We start from the raw sequence: 18,437 nt of genomic DNA, 5'->3' as shown, positions 1-18,437 counted from the left end.
AGGGCTCGGTGGTCGGCCATATCTGTGTTGACCGTGTTGCGCCCGCGGGTGCAAACGAGCGTCGCGATTGGTCATGGATGTTTTTGATCTCAGGAACCGTCTGGTCTCTGACTATCGGGACTATACCCGCAGCTTCATCAAGATCGGCGACCGTCGCATCAGGCAGTTTGTGGACAGCCACCTCGCTGGAGAGGGCTTCTGGCCGCAACCGCTGCTGCAACTGAACCCGACGTTCAAGCCCGGCGGCACGATCGATGATCTGGTGGCGGAGGGAGTCCTTCACGAGGAATGCTCACGGGTCTTCCGGATCGGCAAGTCTGATACGGATCACCGCGGCAAGCAGCTTCTCCTGCACCGGCACCAGCGCGACGCGATTCTGGAGGCCGCCAAGGGTCGGTCGTACGTACTGACGACCGGCACCGGTTCCGGCAAGAGCCTCGCCTACATAGTGCCGATCGTGGACCACGTGCTCCGACGCGGATCCGGCCGGGGGGTCCAGGCCATCATCGTCTATCCCATGAACGCCCTGGCAAACAGCCAGGACGAGGAGCTCGGCAAGTTCGTCGACAAGGGCTACGCGGAAGGCCGGTCACCGGTCCGGTTCGCGCGCTATACGGGGCAGGAACGAGGCCCCGCCCGCGAAGCCATCCGAAGCGACCCGCCGGACATCCTCCTGACGAACTACATGATGCTCGAGTTGCTGCTCACGCGAACCGAAGACCGTGAGCTGCTGAGAGCAGCGCAGGGTCTCAGGTTTCTCGTCTTCGACGAGTTGCATACGTACCGGGGCCGTCAGGGAGCTGACATCGCGATGCTGATCCGCCGCTGCCGCCACGCGGTGGGCAACAGCGTCGTCTGTATCGGGACTTCCGCCACGATGGCCAGTGGAGGTGGCAGCGAGGAGCAGCGCCGCGAAGTAGCGGGAGTGTCGCAGACCCTGTTCGGTGTGCCGATTGCGCCTGAGCAGGTGGTCACCGAGAGTTTGGAGCGGGCTACCCCGGAGATTGAGTTGGCGGATCCCTTGATTCGGGCCGCCATTCGGGCCGCCGTCGTTTCGGATGAAGAACCGCCGGTCGAGTATGGGACGTTCTGCATGCACCCTCTCGCCTCCTGGATCGAATCGACTTTCGGAGTGCGTGAGGAACCGGACACTGGCAGGTTGCTCAGGCAGACGCCGCGGCGCTTGGAGGGGGATCCGATCGGAGACGTACCGAGCGCGGCTGCGGAGCTTGCGGCGTTGGTGGAGTCCGATCCTGAACGTTGCGCGGAAGCGCTCCGCCGCTGGCTGCTTTGGGGTTCCAGCCTGCGAGACGACTCCAGCCGCTTTTCCATCTTCGCGTTCCGGTTGCATCAGTTTCTGACGCGTGGCGATACGGTCTGGGCATCGCTCGAACCCGAAGCGGACCGCCATCTGGAGATCGCGAAGAAGGCGGCGAAGCCGGGCGAACCGGACAAGCCGCTGTTCCCGCTCGTGTTCTGTCGCCGTTGCGGAACCGCCTACTACCGGGTCTGGGTCGCGGCGGATGAAGATGACAGGAGGTTGCTGCCCCGCGAGGACCGTCGGGAACAGGTGGACGATGGGATGCGTGAAGCGTACCTGCATCTCTCCAAGGAAGCGCCCTGGCCTCGGGCCGCTGGCTGTGAGCTGCTCAGTCGCTTGCCGGACTCTCTCAAGGAGACGACCACCGCGGGGGAGGAACGGATCCGTTCTAACGCCCGCCAGGACGTTCCGGAGCCGGTGTTCGTCGCCCCTTCCGGGCGAATCGTCCCAGAGGGCGAAGGTGTGCCGGCGGCTCTGCTTTACCGGAACTTTCTCTTCTGCCTGGAACCGTCGTGCGGAGTCACCTACACCAGGACCCAGCGTTCCGAGCGTTTCAAGCTGGCCACGCTCGGTGTGGACAGCCGGAGCACTGCAACGACAATCCTCGCGGTACGGTCGCTCATTACGTTGCAGCGGGAACGGAGTCTGAGCCCTGAAGCGCGCAAGTTGCTGAGTTTCACCGACAACCGTCAGGACGCTTCTCTGCAGGCCGGTCACTTCAACGATTTCGTACAGGTGGCTTTGCTGCGGTCTGCGTTGTACGCCGCGTGCCGGCAGGCAGGACTGCAGGGGCTTGGGCATGGCGATTTGTCGCGTTGCGTGCTTGACGCGATGAAGCCCCGCTTTGAGGACTACGCAGCGGACCCGGCAGTTCGCGGTCCGGCGCGGCAGCATACCCGGGACGCCTTGCGGCGCGTTCTCGAGTACTTTCTCTATCGCGACCTCGAACGGGGCTGGCGGGTGACGGCGCCCAACCTCGAAGATTGCGGCTTGTTGCGGTTCGAGTACGAAGGGCTCGCCGGGCACGATGGGCTGCTCGGCGAGACGACGTTGTGGGAGACGGGATTCTCCGTATCTGGACATCGCGGAAGCGAAACCTCCATCGAAGTGCCCGCAGAGCTTCGCTTGGCGACTGCGGATGTGCGTGAGGAGATCGTCCGTACGCTGCTCGACGAGCTGCGGCGGGCGCTCGCCGTCAAGGTTGACGTCCTCGATTCTGAGAAGCGCCATGATCTGGTCGAGCAGACGAAACCCCGTCTCCTCGAAGACACGGTCTGGCACCTCGATGACGAACGGGACTTGACCAGTGCCCGTATCGCTTGGCCTCGTCCCCAGAGCCGAGGTGACCGGGCTGATTTCTTCGTCTCATCCCGCGGGGCCTACGGCCAATACGTGAAGCGCCGGCTCCTTGAGTGTCGGGCTTCGGATCGGACTCTTCGCGGTGTGGACATCGACGAGATCATCCGGTTCCTGTTTCTTGCGCTGAAGCGCTACGGTATCGTCGAACAGGTGCGAACAGCATCCGGGGGTGATGATCCAGGCTATCAGCTCAACGCCGGTGCTCTTCGATGGTTGGTCGGGGACGGCCAGGGCGCGCCCGACCGCATCCGCGTTCTTGACGAAGGCGGGCGTCCGGCGGAAGTGAACCGGTACTTCGCGGAATGCTATTGCAGGTTCGTGGACCTGGAATGTGCTCTTGAAGCGCGGGAGCATACGGCCCAGGTGACCTCCGGTGAACGGCAGGAGCGGGAAGAGCGCTTCCGAGAGGGGAAGCTGCCGCTTCTTTTCTGCTCTCCGACGATGGAGCTCGGCGTCGACATCGCCCAGCTCAACCTCGTCAACCTGCGCAACGTGCCGCCGACGCCGGCCAATTACGCGCAGCGTAGCGGTCGCGCAGGCCGTGGCGGACAGCCCGCCTTGGTTTTCACGTACTGCGCAGGGCGCAGCCCTCATGATCAGTACTTCTACCGCGAACCCAACAGGATGGTCGCCGGAGCGGTGGCGCCTCCCCGTATCGATCTGCGGAACCGTGACCTGGTCCGCTCGCACATTCATGCCATCTGGATGGAAAGCGCGCATCTAGACCTGGGGAAGACCCTGACGGCGATCCTGGATCTGGAAGCGACCGACGCAGCGCTTCCGTTGCCTGTAAAGAGTGCTCTTGGTGACGAGTTGCGCAGTCCGATACACCGCGGTGCGGCGCGGGCGAGAGCGGATGCGGTCGTTGAAGAGATCCGGGCCGAGCTCGAGGGGACGACTTGGTTTCAGGATGGCTGGACCGACGACGTGCTTGCCCAGCTCGAACGTAGTTTCGACTCCGCGTGCGAGCGGTGGCGTACTCTCTACCGAGCGGCCGTCCGCCAGCGCGGCCTCCACCATGCGATCATCGGGGACCATTCGCGGCCGGACGCCGAGCGCAACCATTCGCGGCGACTCCGCGCCCAAGCCGAGAGCCAGATTCGTCTCCTCACGGAAGCCGAGGGCGTCTACGAGGGAGACTTCTACTCCTACCGATACTTCGCGACGGAGGGATTCCTGCCCGGGTACAACTTCCCGCGGCTGCCAATTTCGGCCTATGTTCCCGGTAGGCGCAAGGGCAAGGGGCGTGACGAGTTCATTTCCCGCCCCCGTTTCCTTGCCATCTCCGAGTTCGGCCCCCGTGCCCTTATCTACCACGAGGGGGCGCGGTACAGGGTGTACAAGGTCAATCTCGACTTCGGCTCGGACGCCGTCGAGGACTCTCATCAGATCACCACCGCCAGGATGAAGCGTTGCGGCAGATGCGGCTATGCCCATCTCCAGGCAGGTGACACCCATTTGAGCGAGGTCTGTGAGCGTTGCGGGGCGGCTCTCGATCCGCAATCCTGCATTGATGGTCTCGTCCAGTTGCAGAACGTGAGCCTGAAGCTCGCCCAGCGCATCACATGCGACGAGGAGGAGCGGCGGCGTTATGGCTATGAGCTCGTGGCCGCCTACCGTTTTCCCGAGGTCGGCAGCCAAGTCGACCGCAGGGACGCGGACGTCCACTGTGGTGGCGCCCGCGTAATCACACTGAGCTATGCCGATGCCACCGATCTCTACCGTGTCAACCTCGGCTGGCTGAACCAGGGTGGAAACCAGCCGCGCGGCTTCAATCTCGACCTGGAGCGTGGCTACTGGTCCCGCAACCAGGCGGATGCCGACGACCGCGACGACGCGGCGAACGATGGGCGTATTGCGCGCGTCGTGCCTTTCGTCCGGGACACGAGGAACGCTGTGGTGATGCGTTTCGATCCGACGCGTTCCGGTCCCGAGCTGATGAGCCTGCAGGCGGCGTTCAAGGAGGCGATCCAGCGGCATTTTCAGCTTGAGCCGCGGGAGCTTGCCGCCGAGGCGATGCCGTCACGGGACGACCAGCGGGAGATTCTCTTCTACGAGGCGTCGGAAGGAGGTGCGGGTGTCCTGCGGCAGCTTGCCGAGGATCCGGCGGTGGTGCCGGCGCTCGCTCGTCAAGCGCTGGAGATCTGTCACTACGCCCCGGGCACACTCGAGGATCTGGCTGTGGATCGGTGCGGGAAAGCGTGCTACGAGTGTCTTCTGGATTACGGCAACCAGCCGGACCACAGGCACCTCGATCGGGCGCTGATTCGGGATCTGCTCGCCGAGCTTTCGCATGCCGATTGCAAGCCGGCGGGCGGCGCCGGCACGCGGGCGGAGCGTTTGGTCGCGCTTCGTAATCGCTGCGACAGCGGCCTCGAACGCCAGTGGCTCGACATGGTGGATTCGCTGGCGCTTCGATTGCCGAGCGACGCCCAGTACGGCATTCCGCAGTACCGCACGCGCCCCGACTTCTTCTATCGGGAGGCGAACGCCGCGATTTACGTCGACGGTCCGCCGCACGATGTCCCTGACCAGGTCCGCGCGGATGAGGCGACGACGCGACGCCTGATCGAGGCCGGCTACATCGTGCTCCGGTTTCACCACGCAGCCGATTGGCCAGCCCTGTTCCGCCAGCATGCCGATGTCTTCGGCGCTCCCGTACATGAGCTGAATCGGTAGCAGTCGGTAGCCGCGCTACAGCTTCGGTGCTCAGGTTCCGATACGGAAAGCGACCAACGGTCTGTATCCTTCGGAGCATGAGCACCGCTTCTCTCTCCACGCCCGGGACGCTCGTTCAAGCGCGAGGCCGCGAGTGGGTCGTCCTGCCGGAGTCGACGGACGAGATCCTCATCGTTCGTCCGGTGGGCGGGCTCGACGAGGAGGTCACAGGCGTCCTGCCGGCGGTCGAGGCGGTCGAATCGGCGACGTTCCGACTGCCCGGCAAGGCGGACCTCGGCGACTTCACCGGAGGGCAGCTACTCCGCGACGCGGCGCGCTTGTCGACCCGCTCGGCCGCCGGTCCTTTCCGCAGCTTCGGCCGCATCGCCATCGAGCCCCGGCCGTATCAGCTCGTGCCGCTGATGATGGCGCTCAAGCTCGATCCGGTGCGCATGCTCATCGCGGACGATGTCGGCATCGGCAAGACCATCGAAGCGTGTCTCATCGCGCGGGAGCTGTTCGATCGGGGCGAGATCCGTCGAATCGCGGTGCTCTGTCCGCCGCATCTGGCCGAGCAGTGGCAGCGCGAGTTCGCGGAGAAGTTCCACGTCGAGGCGGAGCTCGTTCTCTCGAGCACGGTCCAGCGTCTCGAACGCGATCTTCCCCTCGGCGTCTCGGTCTTCGATCGGCATGCCTTCACGGTGGTTTCCACCGACTTCATCAAGGCGGTCCGGCGTGCCGAGGACTTCGCGCTCAGATGCCCGGAGTTCGTCATCGTGGACGAGGCCCACGGTTGCACGCTCGCTGGCGGCGCCGGCCGCGGCCGGCAGCAGCGTCACGCCCTGCTGCGGCGTCTCGCGGCGGACGCGGAGCGCCATCTGGTGCTGGTCACCGCAACGCCGCACAGTGGGAACGAACAGGCGTTCCGTTCGCTACTGAGCCTCCTCGACGACGACTTCGCCGCCCTGCCAGCGGATCTCGATCAGGCCGGCCGGGAAGGCATTCGCCGCCGACTTGCGCGCCATCTGGTTCAGCGCCGTCGTGGCGACATCCGCCGGTACCTTGAGACCGACACGGCGTTTCCCGAACGCAGAGACAAGGAAGCGCACTACACGTTCAGTCCCGTTTACCGAACGCTCTTCAATGACATCTGTGCGTTCGCCCGCGAGTACGTGGCCGATGTCGAGGGGGGGCCTCGCCGGCAGCGCGTGCGCTATTGGTCCGCGCTCGCGCTGTTGCGCTGCGTCTCGTCGAGTCCGGAGGCCGCCGCGGCGACCCTGCGCAGCCGAGCCGCGGTCGACGAGGCCGACGAAGAAGACCTGGAGGACGTGGGCCGCCGCACCGTTCTCGACCAGAGCGACGACGACGACGCTGTCGGGTTCGACTTCAGTCCCGGGTCCGACGTGGAAGGCGGGCATGAGACGACGCGTCGCCGACTGCTCGGTTTCGCTCGCCGTGCCCGGTCGATCGCGCCCCGGGACGACCGGAAGCTCCAGGGCGCGATCCGCGAGGTCAGAGCGTTTCTCCAGGATGGTTTCCATCCCGTCGTTTTCTGTCGCTTCGTCGACACTGCGGAGTACGTCGCGCGCCACCTGCGCGAGTCGCTGTCGGCAGATGTCCGAGTGGAATCGGTCACTGGCCATCTCCCGCCTGCCGAACGTGAGGCGCGTATCGATGCTCTCGCCGATGGCAGCGGCTTGTTCGTGCTGGTTTGTACGGACTGCTTGTCGGAAGGCATCAACCTGCAGGAGCATTTCGACGCGGTGCTGCACTACGACCTGGCGTGGAACCCGACGCGACATGAGCAGCGCGAGGGACGCGTGGACCGTTTCGGTCAGCGTCGACGCGAGGTCCGGGTCGTGACCTACTACGGGACCGACAACGCTATTGACGGTGTGATTCTCGACGTCCTCATCCGCAAGCACAAGTCCATCAAGAGTGATCTGGGGGTGGCGGTCGCCGTGCCGGCTTCGGCGGAGCAGATGGCAGAGACGCTCTTCGAGGGCGCCCTGTTCCGCGAGCAAACGGGCGCGACCGCTCAACAGCTCCCGCTCGACTTCATCGACGATATCGACCTCGATGCCAAGAAGCAGAACCTTCATGCCGAGTGGGAGAACGCCCGCCACCGTGAGAAGGCGAGCCGCTCGCGCTTCGCGCAGCACACCCTCCATCCAGAGGTGGTCGCCGCGGAGCTTGAGCGCGTACGCGCCGCCATCGGAGGCAGCCAGGATGTGGCGCGGTTCTTCACTGCCGTGCTGCACACGGCGAACGTACCTGCCCGCATGAACGGTCGGATCGAGATCCGTGTCAGCCGCGAAACGCCGCGCACGCTGCGTCAGGCGATCGGGCAGGAAGAGCCGTTCGCGGGGCGTTTCGATCTGCCGCTGGCGGAAGGCGAGATCCACCTTGGGCGCACCAGCCCGGTCGTCGAAGGCCTTGCGAGTTGGACGCTGGATCAGGCTCTCGATGCGGAGCCCCTTGACGTTGGCGGGTCCGTCGCGTCCCGTTGCGGGGCGATCGTCACCAGGGAGGTGTCTGTGCGCACGTCCCTGCTGGTAGTGCGCTTCCGCTATCACCTGCGTCGTGGCGGTTCGGGTGAGGGAACCATGCTCTGTGAAGAGATCATTCCGCTGGCGTGCACCGGTCCTGTGGAAGCACCGGTCTGGTTGGCGGCGCCGGACGCCGAGCGTCTGTTGGCGGCGCGGCCTGCGCGCAACTTGTTGCCGACCGCCATCGAACAGCAGCTCGATATGCTGCTCCCCGCCTTGTCGGCGCTCCAGACGAGCCTCGAAGCCATCGCAGCCGAGCGTGCGGATGCCCAACGAGCGGCGCACGAACGCGTGCGCGACGCGTCCGGCATCGGCAGGTCACGTGCCAGGAGCGGCACAGCCGTCGAACCGGTGCTGCCGGCCGACATTCTCGGCGCGTACGTTCTGCTGCCTGTACTGAACTGAGATGGCTTCCCGCCGACGGCCGGGAGGGTTCCAGACAATCCGTTCGGAGGGCGGACTGCTCCCGACGGATCTGCTGCGCCGCCTGACGGATCCCCACTCGACGCTGCCGGGTACACGCCTTGAAGACTACGCACTCGCGGCCGGGGAGCGTGTGAACGAAGCCGTCACGCAGTCGTGGAACCGTCTGCGCAAGCACTGGAGAGAGTTCCGCGCCGTTGCGGCGGACTTGCCCGAGGGTGTTGCCGGAACGCGCCTCACCAACGAGAAGTGGAGCCTGCCGCTGCTTCGCGAGCTCGGGTTCGGTCTCCTGCCGGCGACCACCGGCCCAGAGATCGACGGCCGCTCCTACCCCATCCGCCGTAGCTTCGGGCCGGTGCCCATACACCTCATCGGATGCGGCCTCTCGCTCGACAGCCGCGCCGCCGGCCAGCATGGCGCGGCGTCGGGCAACCCGCATGGGCTCGTGCAGGATCTGCTCAACCGCGACGACGCGCGCTTGTGGGCCATCGTCTCGAACGGCCTGCGCCTGCGCATCCTCCGGGACAACCAGGCGCTATCCCGGCAGTCCTGGCTCGAGTTCGATCTCGAAGCGATGTTCTCGGGCGAGGTCTACGCCGACTTCGTGCTCCTGTGGCTCGTGGTTCACGCAACGCGCTTCGCACCGCGGGAAGGCGAACGGCCCGAGACATGCTGGCTGGAGCAGTGGACCCGCGAGGCGGAACGGCAGGGCGCGCGGGCGTTGGGGGAACTGCGCGGCAGCGTCGAGCGCGTCCTGCAGGTCCTGGGCGCGGGTTTCACCGCTCACCCGAAGAACGTCCGGCTGCGCGAAGCGCTCCGGAGCGGGACGCTGGCGCTGGATGACTTCCACGGCCAGCTCCTGCGTGTCGTGTACCGGCTGATCTTTCTCTTCGTCGCGGAGGACCGCATCCTCGATGGACAGCCCCTGCTGCACCCGCGGGACGATTCCGATCCCGCACGGATTGCTCGCGAGCGCTTCGTCGCGCACTACAGTACCGGTCGGCTACGGGAGTTGGCCGGCCGGATCAAGGGCTCTCGCCACGGCGACCTGTGGCGCCAGTTTCAGCTTCTGGCACGTGCGCTTTCGGGTGATCCCGGTTTCGAGACCGCTCGCCGGGCGCTGGCGCTGCCGGCGCTCGGCAGTTTCCTCTGGGATTCGGATGCGACTGCCGCGCTGAACGGCGCGGAGCTGACCAACTACGACTTCCTGGAGTCGCTGCGGCGACTCGCCTTCATTCGTCAGGACAAGGTCCTGCGGCCGGTGGATTACCGCAATCTCGGCGCGGAGGAGTTGGGCGGCGTCTACGAGAGCCTGCTCGGGCTCACGCCGCGGCTGAACGGCGATGGCGCGCGCTTCACCTTCGAGGAGTTCGCCGGCAACGTCCGCAAGACGTCGGGTTCCTACTACACGCCGGACGAACTCGTGCAGTGCCTCCTCGACTCCGCTCTTGATCCAGTGGTCGAGGCAGCGATCCGCGACAAGGTCGGCAGCGCGGCGGAGCGCGCGATCCTCGAGCTCAAGGTCTGCGATCCGGCGGTCGGCTCCGGCCACTTCCTGGTTGGCGCCGCGCACCGTCTCGCCCGTCACCTGGCGCGTGTCCGTGCGCACGCGGTGGGGGACGCCGAACCGCCGCCGCGGCTCTATCAGCATGCGCTGCGCGACGTGATTGGCCGCTGCCTCTACGGCGTCGACGTCAACCCGATGGCGGCCGAACTGTGCCGCGTGAGCCTCTGGCTGGAGGCGCTGGAGCCCGGCAAGCCGCTGTCGTTTCTCGACCATCACATCCGAGTCGGCGACAGCCTGCTTGGCGCCACGCCGGATCTCGTCGAGGCGGGTTTGCCGGACGAGGCGTTCAAGCGGATTGAGGGGGACGACCAGACAGTCTGTTCCGAGCTCAGGAAGCGGAACCGCGTGGAGCGTGACAGCGGCCAGCAGGACATGGGGCGTCTGATGGTCGCCGAGACGCGCCCGGAGTACGGCAGCCTTGCTTCGCTGAGCCGGGGCGTCGACGAGTCACCGGACGGCACCCTCGGCGATGTGCGGCGGAAGGCGACGCGGTTTCGGTCCCTTGTCGTCTCCCCGCAGTACCGGCATGAACAGCTTGTGGCCGATGTCTGGTGCGCGGCCTTCGTGTGGCCCAAGCGGGCCGGCGATAGTCCGTCGTGCATCACGACCGACACGGTGAAGGCCCTGCGTTCGGAGCCCGATGCCATGGCGCCCGCGCAAAGCCGGAGAGTCGCGGAGTTGGCTAACCGGTATCGGTTCCTCCATTGGCATCTCGCGTTCCCGGAGGTCTTCGAGAACGGGGGATTCGACTGCGTGCTCGGCAATCCGCCGTGGGAACGGGTCAAGATCGAGGAGAAGGCGTGGTTTGCCCAACGTCGGCCGGAGATCGCGCAGGCGTCCACCGCCGCCAAGCGCAAGCAGATGATCGGATCACTGGAAACGGATGATCCTGTGCTGTACGGCCAATTCCTGAACGCCCTCCGGAACTCGGCGGCCCGGCGGCATCTGATTGGGAACAGTGGCCGCTATCCGCTATGCGGGCGAGGAGACATAGATCTCTATACCGTGTTCGCCGAGATGATGCGGGGTCTGGTGAACGATCGCGGTCGCGTCGGATGCGTGGTCCCGACCGGAATTGCCACGGACGATACGACCAAGTTCTTCTTCCAGGAGGTCGTCGCCACCGAGTCGCTGATCAGCCTCCTCGATTTCGAGAACCATGGGAAGCGGTTCTTTCCCGATGTCCGTGCTGACAAGAAGTTCTGTCTGTTCACCACCGGCAGCGGGGTGCAGCATGCGTCGGCCACCGCCGATTTCGTCTTCTTTGCCCGCGCCGTAGAGGATGTCGAGATCAACGACCGCCGGTTCACGCTCTCCGCGGGGGACATCGGGCTCCTGAATCCCAACACCCGCAATTGCCCCATCTTTCGCACCCGCATGGACGCCGTACTCGGCAAGGCGATTTACCGTCGTGTACACGTGCTCGTTCGTGAATCCGAGAATGGACCGGATCCGATCGGTAATCCGTGGAACCTCCGGTTCAGCACGATGTTTCATATGGCCAACGATTCCGGTCTTTTCCGCTCACGAACGGAGCTTGAGGCCGAGGGCTGGCGACTGTCGGGCAACGTGTTCTGTCGGAACGGCGAGGAGCACCTACCGCTCTACGAAGGCAAGATGGTGCACCAGTTCGATCACCGGTGGCAAACATGGGAGGACGGGGACCGGCGCGACGTGACCGTCCTGGAAAAACGGAGTCCTGATTCTACGGTTCTTCCCCGTCATTGGGTACAAGCGCGTGAGGTCTACCTGCGGATCGCCGATCTGCCGCGGGGCCTTCTGGATGCGCTTCGCAAACGCGACCGCGCGGCGATCCTGTTCTGCGTCGCCCATCTGCTGTTCGCGCACTGGCTTCACGGGCGGTTCGGTGAGTTGGCCAATCAAGCATCGCGGGAGATCTTCCCGGCGTGGATGGCCTTCGTAGCGCACCATCCGTTCGCCCGTGCGGTTGCCATGGCGGGCATGGTTTCCTCGCTGGCGGACGCTTCAGCGTGCATCCAGCCGCTCGATCGATCCTACGTTCCGGCTCTGCCGTTGGACGAGTTGTCCGCCGACGAGCTCGACATCGACGAACTGTCGCGCACTCCCTGGTGGACCCGGAAGGAGATCAGGGATAGCGGTGCCGTCTGGTACGCCGCGGAGCACGATCGTGTCTCGGTTCTGCTGAAGTTCGCGTCAGACAATCGGCATCTCTTCTTGCCCGCAGGGTCGCTTCGCGAGGCGGACGCGGCGGTCGCCTATGCCGAGGAACTGTTGGTGCGGACGTCGCCGCGTTGGTTGATCGGATGCCGCGATGTCACGGCCAGCACCGATAGCCGAACCGTGATCTGTAGCGCCTTTCCGGCTTCGGCGGTGGGGCACAAGCTCCCAGTATGGAGGGTATCTGGGGAGCACGTTCACGTCTTTCCGTCGATCCTGTGCAGCTTCGCGTGCGACTTCGCGGCGCGACTGAAATTGGGCGGCAAGAGTCTGGCTTTCTTCGTTGCCAAGCAGCTTCCCGTCTTGTCCCCGACGACGCTCAGCTTGCCGGCGCCGTGGCTGGCTACCCAGAGTCCGAAAGGAACGATCCGAGACTGGCTGGTGCCTCGCATCTTGGAGCTGACGTACACGACCGATCACCTCGAGACCTTCGCTCGCGAGTGCGACTGGAACGGCCCGCCGTTCCGTTGGGACGAGGAGCGGCGCTTCCTGCTTCGGTGCGAGCTCGACGCCGCTTTCTTTCACCTGTACCTGCCTTCGGACGATCGTGGCGACTGGAGGCCGGCACGGAGCGCGGATGGTTGTCCTCACGATGAGACATCGGCGGAACTCGATGAACTACGCGCCCACTTCTCCTCCCCGCGCGCGGCTGTCGGGTACGTCATGGATACGTTTCCGATCGTCCGGCGCAAGGACGAGGAGCGGTTCGGTCAGTACCGCACCAGGGATGTCATCCTCGAGATCTACGACGCCCTCCAGGAAGCCGTCGCGACCGGTACCTCGTACCGCAGCAAGCTGGACCCGGCGCCCGCCGACCCCCGGTGCTGCCATCTGCCGCGTGCGGTCGCGGTCGCTACCACCGTCCCCGAGCCTGCGGTCTTGCCCGATGGTGCTTGGGCGAGCCCGGTCACCGGCGATCAAGTCGCACAGGAAGTCCCTGCGCTTGCTGCGGTTCTCAAGGCGATCGGTGCTCCGGCGCCGATACGCCGGGTTCGCTTGGCCGCGCTCCTGGCGATGGAACCGAGATTGCTCACCCCATCGTTGTCGCCGGCGAATGCCGAGGAGTGGTGCCGTCTGATTGGATCCGAGGCAGAGCCGTTGCCCACCGGGGTTTCGCAGTTGCGGCGTCCCGGGTACGCCTGGGGGGCAGCGGTGCGGCAGCTTCGCGTCCCGGGCGATCTCCTGGAGGATCTGGAGGAGAAGACATGGGCGCCCGGTCCTGCAATCGATGCCATCGAAACCGGCGGATGGCCGGACGGGCGAGTGCGTATGGTGCTCGATGTCTTGCACCGCCGTGGCGAGGACGAGATCGTCCGGACTCTTCCGCAGGCCGCCCGGGTCTGGATCGATGCAGCAGCTTGAGCTTCTCGTCCCCGGTGGAAGGCCCGGGCGATCTGGAACGCGTGGGTCGCGGCCCCGTCTCTGGGTTCGGCGGCTTGTAGTCTGGAGCGAGCCTGGAGTCCAACTGCGCGAAGTTCGATTGCGGCGGGGCCTCAACATCCTTTGGGCGCCGGACCCAGCGGAGCGGCGTGACGCGGTGGATGGTCACGCCAGCGTCATAGGGCACGGCAGCGGAAAGACGCTGTTCTGCCGTCTGCTTCGATATTGTCTCGGTGAGGACGGATTTGCGGCCGATGAGCAGCGGGGAGCTATTGCTCATGCGTTTCCAAACGGAAGCGTCGGTGCCGAAGTGGTGGTCGATGGCGTTCCGTGGGCCGTGGTCCGCTCGATTGGCATGGGACGGGGTCATTTGGCCGTCCGGGACGGGGACTTGGATGAGGCGGTGAACGACAGCCCGGAAGCGGAGGGCGTGGAACCGTTCCTTGACGCGATCGCTGCGACCTTTCGGTTCGAGAAGCTTGCAGCCGTCGTTCCCGAAGATCAGCCCCGCGACATCTGGCGTCTCGCGCTCGCTTGGCTGTCTCGGGACCAGGAGTGTCGGTTCGACAAGCTGTTGGACTGGCGATCTCCGGACTCGCACTCCGGTTCGGCGGCGCGCAGCCTTTCGGTTCCGCAGATCCGGGACGCTTTGAGAGCATTGATTGGAGCCATCGACCCGGCTGAATACGCGCTTCGCGGGGAAATCGCGAGATTGGAAGCGGAGCACAATGAGGCCAAGAAAGAGGCGGGTCGCCGAGTCTCGGAGGCGCGCCGTCTGCAGTCGAGCCTGAGCGAGGAGCTGGAGCTCAATCCGGAAAGCCTGGTTGCCGGTCCCATGGCGGTGGAGGTGTTGCGAGAAGCCGCGACAACACGTCTTGATCGGCTGGGAGAGGCAGAGGATGGTTCTGATGCAGCCGTAACCGATCTCGGCGCGTTGCGCTCGGAAAGCTACGCTGCAAGGCAGCGGGTCGAAGAGTTGCAGAACCGGTTGTCCGGCGTACAGGCGCGAATCCCGGAAATCGAGGCGCTGATTGCTCGCATCAGAGGAGAAATCCCCGGTGCGTCTGCCCGCGCCCGCGGCGCGGCGCACCCGGTATGCCCGGTGTGTGAAGTGCCTGTCGATCTGGCATTGGCGGAAGGCTGCAAGCTGTCGCACCGACTGCCGGATCTGGCGGACATGAACCGGCGGCTGGACCAGCTCCAGCAGGACGCCGAGCGCGAACGGCAGCGGCTGGACCAGCACCGCGAGCAGGAGCAGCGCATTGTTCTGGAGTTGAACCCGGTTCGTGAACGTGCCGACAAGCTCCACCAGCGGCTGCGGTCAGTGGAGCTCATGAGAGATACTCGGTCCGAAGCCTGGTTTCGCGCTCGTCGTTGCATTGAAGATGTCGATCGCCTGGATCGATTGCTGGCTGAGCACGAATCGATACAGTCTCGCGCTGATGTTATGGAAGGTGAGATTCAGGCTAGACGTGACCGGGTGGGTGCCTTTCGTGATGCACAGGCTGGTGTTTTCGATGAGTTGTCGAGAACCTTCGACGGTATCATCCGGACCGTGGTCGGGATGAATGCTTCGGGAAGGGTCGCCTTTGACGGCCACGGCCTCAGATCGTCCGTTGTACTGGGCGGCGAGCGGTCGACGGCCGCCATCGACTCTCTGAAGGTGATCGCGTTCGACTTGGCGGTCATGCAGATGAGCATCGAGGGGCTCACACACCTGCCTGCGTTCCTGATCCATGACAGTCCGCGAGAGGCCGACCTCGGCCTTGGCGTCTACCACCGGCTGTTTCACTTCGTGCGCGATCTGGAGGACGGCGGTGATGGTCCATCGTTTCAGTACATCGTGACGACCACCACGAGTCCGCCGAGCGCACTGCGGATGGATCCGTGGTTGGTGGAGACGCTCGGCGGTGCCGCGGAGGACAGGCTTCTCCGCCGGGACTTGTGAGATCGGGGTGCGGCTACCGGTGGGCCGGTCTGTTTCGTCGTTTCCGCGCGGTCGCGCTGGGGCAGATCGGCGTGCGGCGTGCATCAGCCTTTCGTGGCCATCGACCTGCGTCGTCGCTGGTCTTGGGGCTCATGCGGCAGACCGGCGCTGGCTCCGCTTGGGTTCCGCCAAGTCGGATGCCGCTTCGATCGGAAACGTGTGGCGGTTCGCGTGCGGTTGCCTGGCCTGGGGTCGTCGCCCCACCCGACGATGTACTCCCGTCGTCTCTATCTCTGCTTCAGCGAGGAGGTTCCCGCGACTGACCATGTCCTGGAATGCTCCGGTCATCGCCCCGCCGCCGACGCCGTCGATGTTCAGGATGTGCTTCGGCAGGTCGAGCGTCATCACCTCGTGTTCCGGGTTGTAGCTCTCCGGCCGCAGCTCCACGCGCCGAACGTCGAGGCGCACGAACCGCTTGAGCGTGATCTCGTCGCCGAACCGCTCAACCACGACTTGGCCGCTCTCCGCTGCCGGGGTCTTGATGACCGATGTCCGCCGTCCCGCAACCCCCTCAATGGACGGGTCAAAACCGGCCATTTGTGGGCGCCTCAAAGCCGGCCATTTCCGGCGGCCCGAGACTGGAGTTGAGATCTACTTCACGGCGTCCTCTGTTGGCAAGGTGTTTGCCGGCGCGGTAGCCGTCACACCCGAAGCCCCTGGGCAGCTCGACAGCCTCCAGTACCGACAGATCCAGATCGCAGACCTGCTCGAGCAACTCTGCGGTCGCGAACCCGTCGGCCGAGTGATCGAGGCGCAAGCGTGGCGACAGACCCGCCGCTCGGTTGTCATCGGCATCGGTGTATGCGTTCGCGTTGGTCCGCGACAGCGTGCGCGAGGCAAATGTTCCGAGCGGCAGCGAGGGCCTTGTCTGGTCCGGTCTGCCGGGTGGGTTCCGAGCCGGACGTCGGTGTTGGTCATACCCGGCCGGGGTACGCTCGCGAGACGCAACGGCCGGGCTGGGCCGGACGGTGTGGTCGACGACGACGAGCGGGAAAGGGCGTTGCGTCGAGCGACCACTCGAGTGCCGCGGAAGGCTCGTCTGGCGCACGCGGCGGCGGTGGGGACGGTCGGAGTCGGTAGTTGCGCCGCGCGAGCCTGGAGGCCGTGCTCTCGCGCGCGCGGACCACGTCCGGATGGGCGTTGACGCTCGGCCGCGCGCGAATCCTCCGCGCCGCTGTGCAACACCGGGGCAACTGGCGGAAGGCTGCGGACGCCTTCGGACGCCCGCCGAACGCCGGCTACCGGATCGGGGGTGGAGGAAACGTGCCCACGGGGTCTGGACTGCGACCCGGTGCGAAAGCGCCGGATGAGCCACCGACTCCGCACCGGTTACGCGCCTCCCGTCGACTTTATCAAGGTGGTCCGCACCCGGGTGCGCCAACTGCGCGGCCCGCACTTGAGCACGTGTGCGTGATGCAGGAGCCGGTCGAGCAGCGCGGTGACCGCGGCGGTGTCGCCGAGCAGCTTGCCCCACTCGTCGACCGGCCGGTTGGAGGTGAGCATCGTCGAGGCCCGCTCGTAACGGCGCATGATCAGCTCGAGCAGGTCCTCGGCGGCGGTGTGTGGCAGCTTGCGCATGCCGAGGTCGTCGATGATGAGCAGGTGCGCGCGGGCGAGTTCGGCGAGGTAGTCCTTGCGGGTCTCGGCGAGCGTCGCCTCGGCGAGTTCTTCGAGGAAGGTGTGGGTTTCGCGGTAGAGGACGCGATAGCCCTGCTGGATGCCGGCGCGGCCGATGGCCTGGGCGAGGTGGCTCTTGCCGGTACCGGGCTGGCCGATGAGCAAAACGTCCTCGCGCTTTGCGATGAAGCGTGCGGTGGCGAGCTCGAAGACGAGCGCGCCGTTGATCTTCTTGTTGAAGTCGAAGTCGAAGCCGTCGAGCGCGCGGTCGGGGTCCCGGAATCGGGCCTGCTTGTGCCGGCGTTCGAGCAGGCGGTCCTCGCGGCGCTGGAGCTCGTCGGAGACGAGCGCGGCGAGCAGGTCGATAGGGGCCATCTGCTCGGTCTGGGCCTGGAGCAGGCGGGTTTCGAGGACGTTGGCCATGCCGGAGAGGCGCAGCTTTCGCAGCGCCTGGTCGAGTTCGACGAGATTCATGAAGGGTCTCCTGTTCTGCGGTCGATCAGATCGCGGTAGACGGTCAGTTCGCGGATGAGCGGGTCGACCTGGCGCAACGACAGCGGCGGCGCGACGCGATGGCGGTCGAGGAAGCGTTTCAGGAAGCGGTAGGTGGGCACGCCGAGTTCGAGTGCGCCGGTAGCGGCGTGTTCGACGACGGCGGCCCCGTGCTTCTTGACGAGGGAGAGGACGCCGAGGATGCGTCGGACGCCGGCGGCGCCCTCATGCCGGTGGATGTGGTCGCAGACGGTGGAGATGGCGGGGCCGGCCCGCTTGGCGGCGGCGAGCAGGGCGAGGGTCTTCGGCGGGGTGCGAGTGGGCCGGTCGTCGTCGGCGATGCGATGCCAGCCGCGCTTTGTGCGCAGGTGCTCGCGCAGCAGCTGGCCGGTGCTCGGGTCGAGGAGGCGGACGTGGATGTCGTCCCACTGAACGTCGACGCGGCGTCCGATCCATCCGGGCGGCGCCGAGTAGTAGGCCGAGGCGACCTCGACGCAACCGTCCAGATGCACACTGCGGCGGCCGTACTGGTAGTAGCGGAACGGCTCGATGGGCAACGGACCGAGCGCGGGGCGTTCTTCCTCGAACATGGCGGCGACCTGGCGCTTGGTCGTTCCGTGGATGCGGGTGTCGGCCCAGCGCCGGTCCCAGCGGTCCAGGTATGCCTGGCCGTCGTCGAGGTGCTCGAAGCGGAGGCCGCGCAGCGGCGTCCTTTTCGTGTGTCCGACACTGGCTTCGACCTTGCCTTCCGATCGGGATCGCGGACGCGACACGGCAGGGCGACGACGCCGTAGTGGGCGACCACGTCGCGGTAGAGCGGATTCAGCGTCGGGTCGTAGATGTCCGGGGCGAGGACGCCCTCCTTGAGGTTGTCGAGCTTATGTG

General features: G+C 65.8%; 6 protein-coding genes and 1 pseudogene. 4 read left to right on the top strand and 3 right to left on the bottom strand.

The features are described 5' to 3' along the window. The first annotated feature begins 73 nt into the window (after positions 1-73). From F4X11_26335 to F4X11_26320, 4 genes are all read left to right on the top strand, one after another. On the top strand, positions 74-5,359 hold the full coding sequence (locus F4X11_26335; protein MYN68493.1) for a DEAD/DEAH box helicase: 5,286 nt from the start codon (positions 74-76) through the stop codon (positions 5,357-5,359). A 77-nt stretch (positions 5,360-5,436) separates the two neighbouring features. Continuing rightward, positions 5,437-8,292 carry a DEAD/DEAH box helicase gene (locus tag F4X11_26330; GenBank protein MYN68492.1) on the top strand — a complete coding sequence of 952 codons (2,856 nt, stop codon included), beginning with the start codon at positions 5,437-5,439 and terminating at the stop codon, positions 8,290-8,292. 1 nt (position 8,293) lies between these two features. After that, positions 8,294-13,438 (top strand): N-6 DNA methylase, encoded by a 5,145-nt coding sequence (locus tag F4X11_26325; GenBank protein MYN68491.1) that lies wholly within the window; start codon positions 8,294-8,296, stop codon positions 13,436-13,438. A 175-nt stretch (positions 13,439-13,613) separates the two neighbouring features. Then, positions 13,614-15,404, top strand: a complete 1,791-nt coding sequence (locus tag F4X11_26320; GenBank protein ID MYN68490.1) for a chromosome segregation protein SMC — start codon at positions 13,614-13,616, stop codon at positions 15,402-15,404. Between the two features lie 129 nt (positions 15,405-15,533). Here F4X11_26320 and F4X11_26315 read toward each other — a convergent pair whose 3' ends face one another. The 3 genes and pseudogenes from F4X11_26315 to F4X11_26305 all read right to left on the bottom strand — a co-directional run bounded on the left by F4X11_26315 (position 15,534) and on the right by F4X11_26305 (position 18,429). Continuing rightward, a complete protein-coding gene (locus F4X11_26315; GenBank protein ID MYN68489.1) occupies positions 15,534-15,980 on the bottom strand; it encodes a hypothetical protein in 447 nt (148 codons plus the stop codon). Positions 15,981-16,772: 792 nt separating this feature from the next. Further along, positions 16,773-17,534 carry an ATP-binding protein gene (locus F4X11_26310; protein ID MYN68488.1) on the bottom strand — a complete coding sequence of 254 codons (762 nt, stop codon included), beginning with the start codon at positions 17,532-17,534 and terminating at the stop codon, positions 16,773-16,775. Continuing rightward, positions 17,531-18,429 (bottom strand): annotated as a pseudogene (locus F4X11_26305) (IS21 family transposase). The gene F4X11_26310 and the pseudogene F4X11_26305 overlap by 4 nt, the downstream one beginning before the upstream one ends. Positions 18,430-18,437 lie beyond the last annotated feature (8 nt).

The sequence above is a fragment of the Acidobacteriota bacterium genome, from assembly GCA_009861545.1.
GTDB lineage: Bacteria > Acidobacteriota > Vicinamibacteria > Vicinamibacterales > UBA8438 > WTFV01.
This window is presented reverse-complemented; position numbering and strand designations above follow the sequence as displayed.

Coding starts and splice junctions, on each gene's coding strand:
- F4X11_26335 (MYN68493.1), top strand. CDS start 74: ATGGATGTTTTTGATCTCAGGAACCGTCTGGTCTCTGACTATCGGGAC.
- F4X11_26330 (MYN68492.1), top strand. CDS start 5,437: ATGAGCACCGCTTCTCTCTCCACGCCCGGGACGCTCGTTCAAGCGCGA.
- F4X11_26325 (MYN68491.1), top strand. CDS start 8,294: ATGGCTTCCCGCCGACGGCCGGGAGGGTTCCAGACAATCCGTTCGGAG.
- F4X11_26315 (MYN68489.1), bottom strand. CDS start 15,980: ATGGCCGGTTTTGACCCGTCCATTGAGGGGGTTGCGGGACGGCGGACA.
- F4X11_26310 (MYN68488.1), bottom strand. CDS start 17,534: ATGAATCTCGTCGAACTCGACCAGGCGCTGCGAAAGCTGCGCCTCTCC.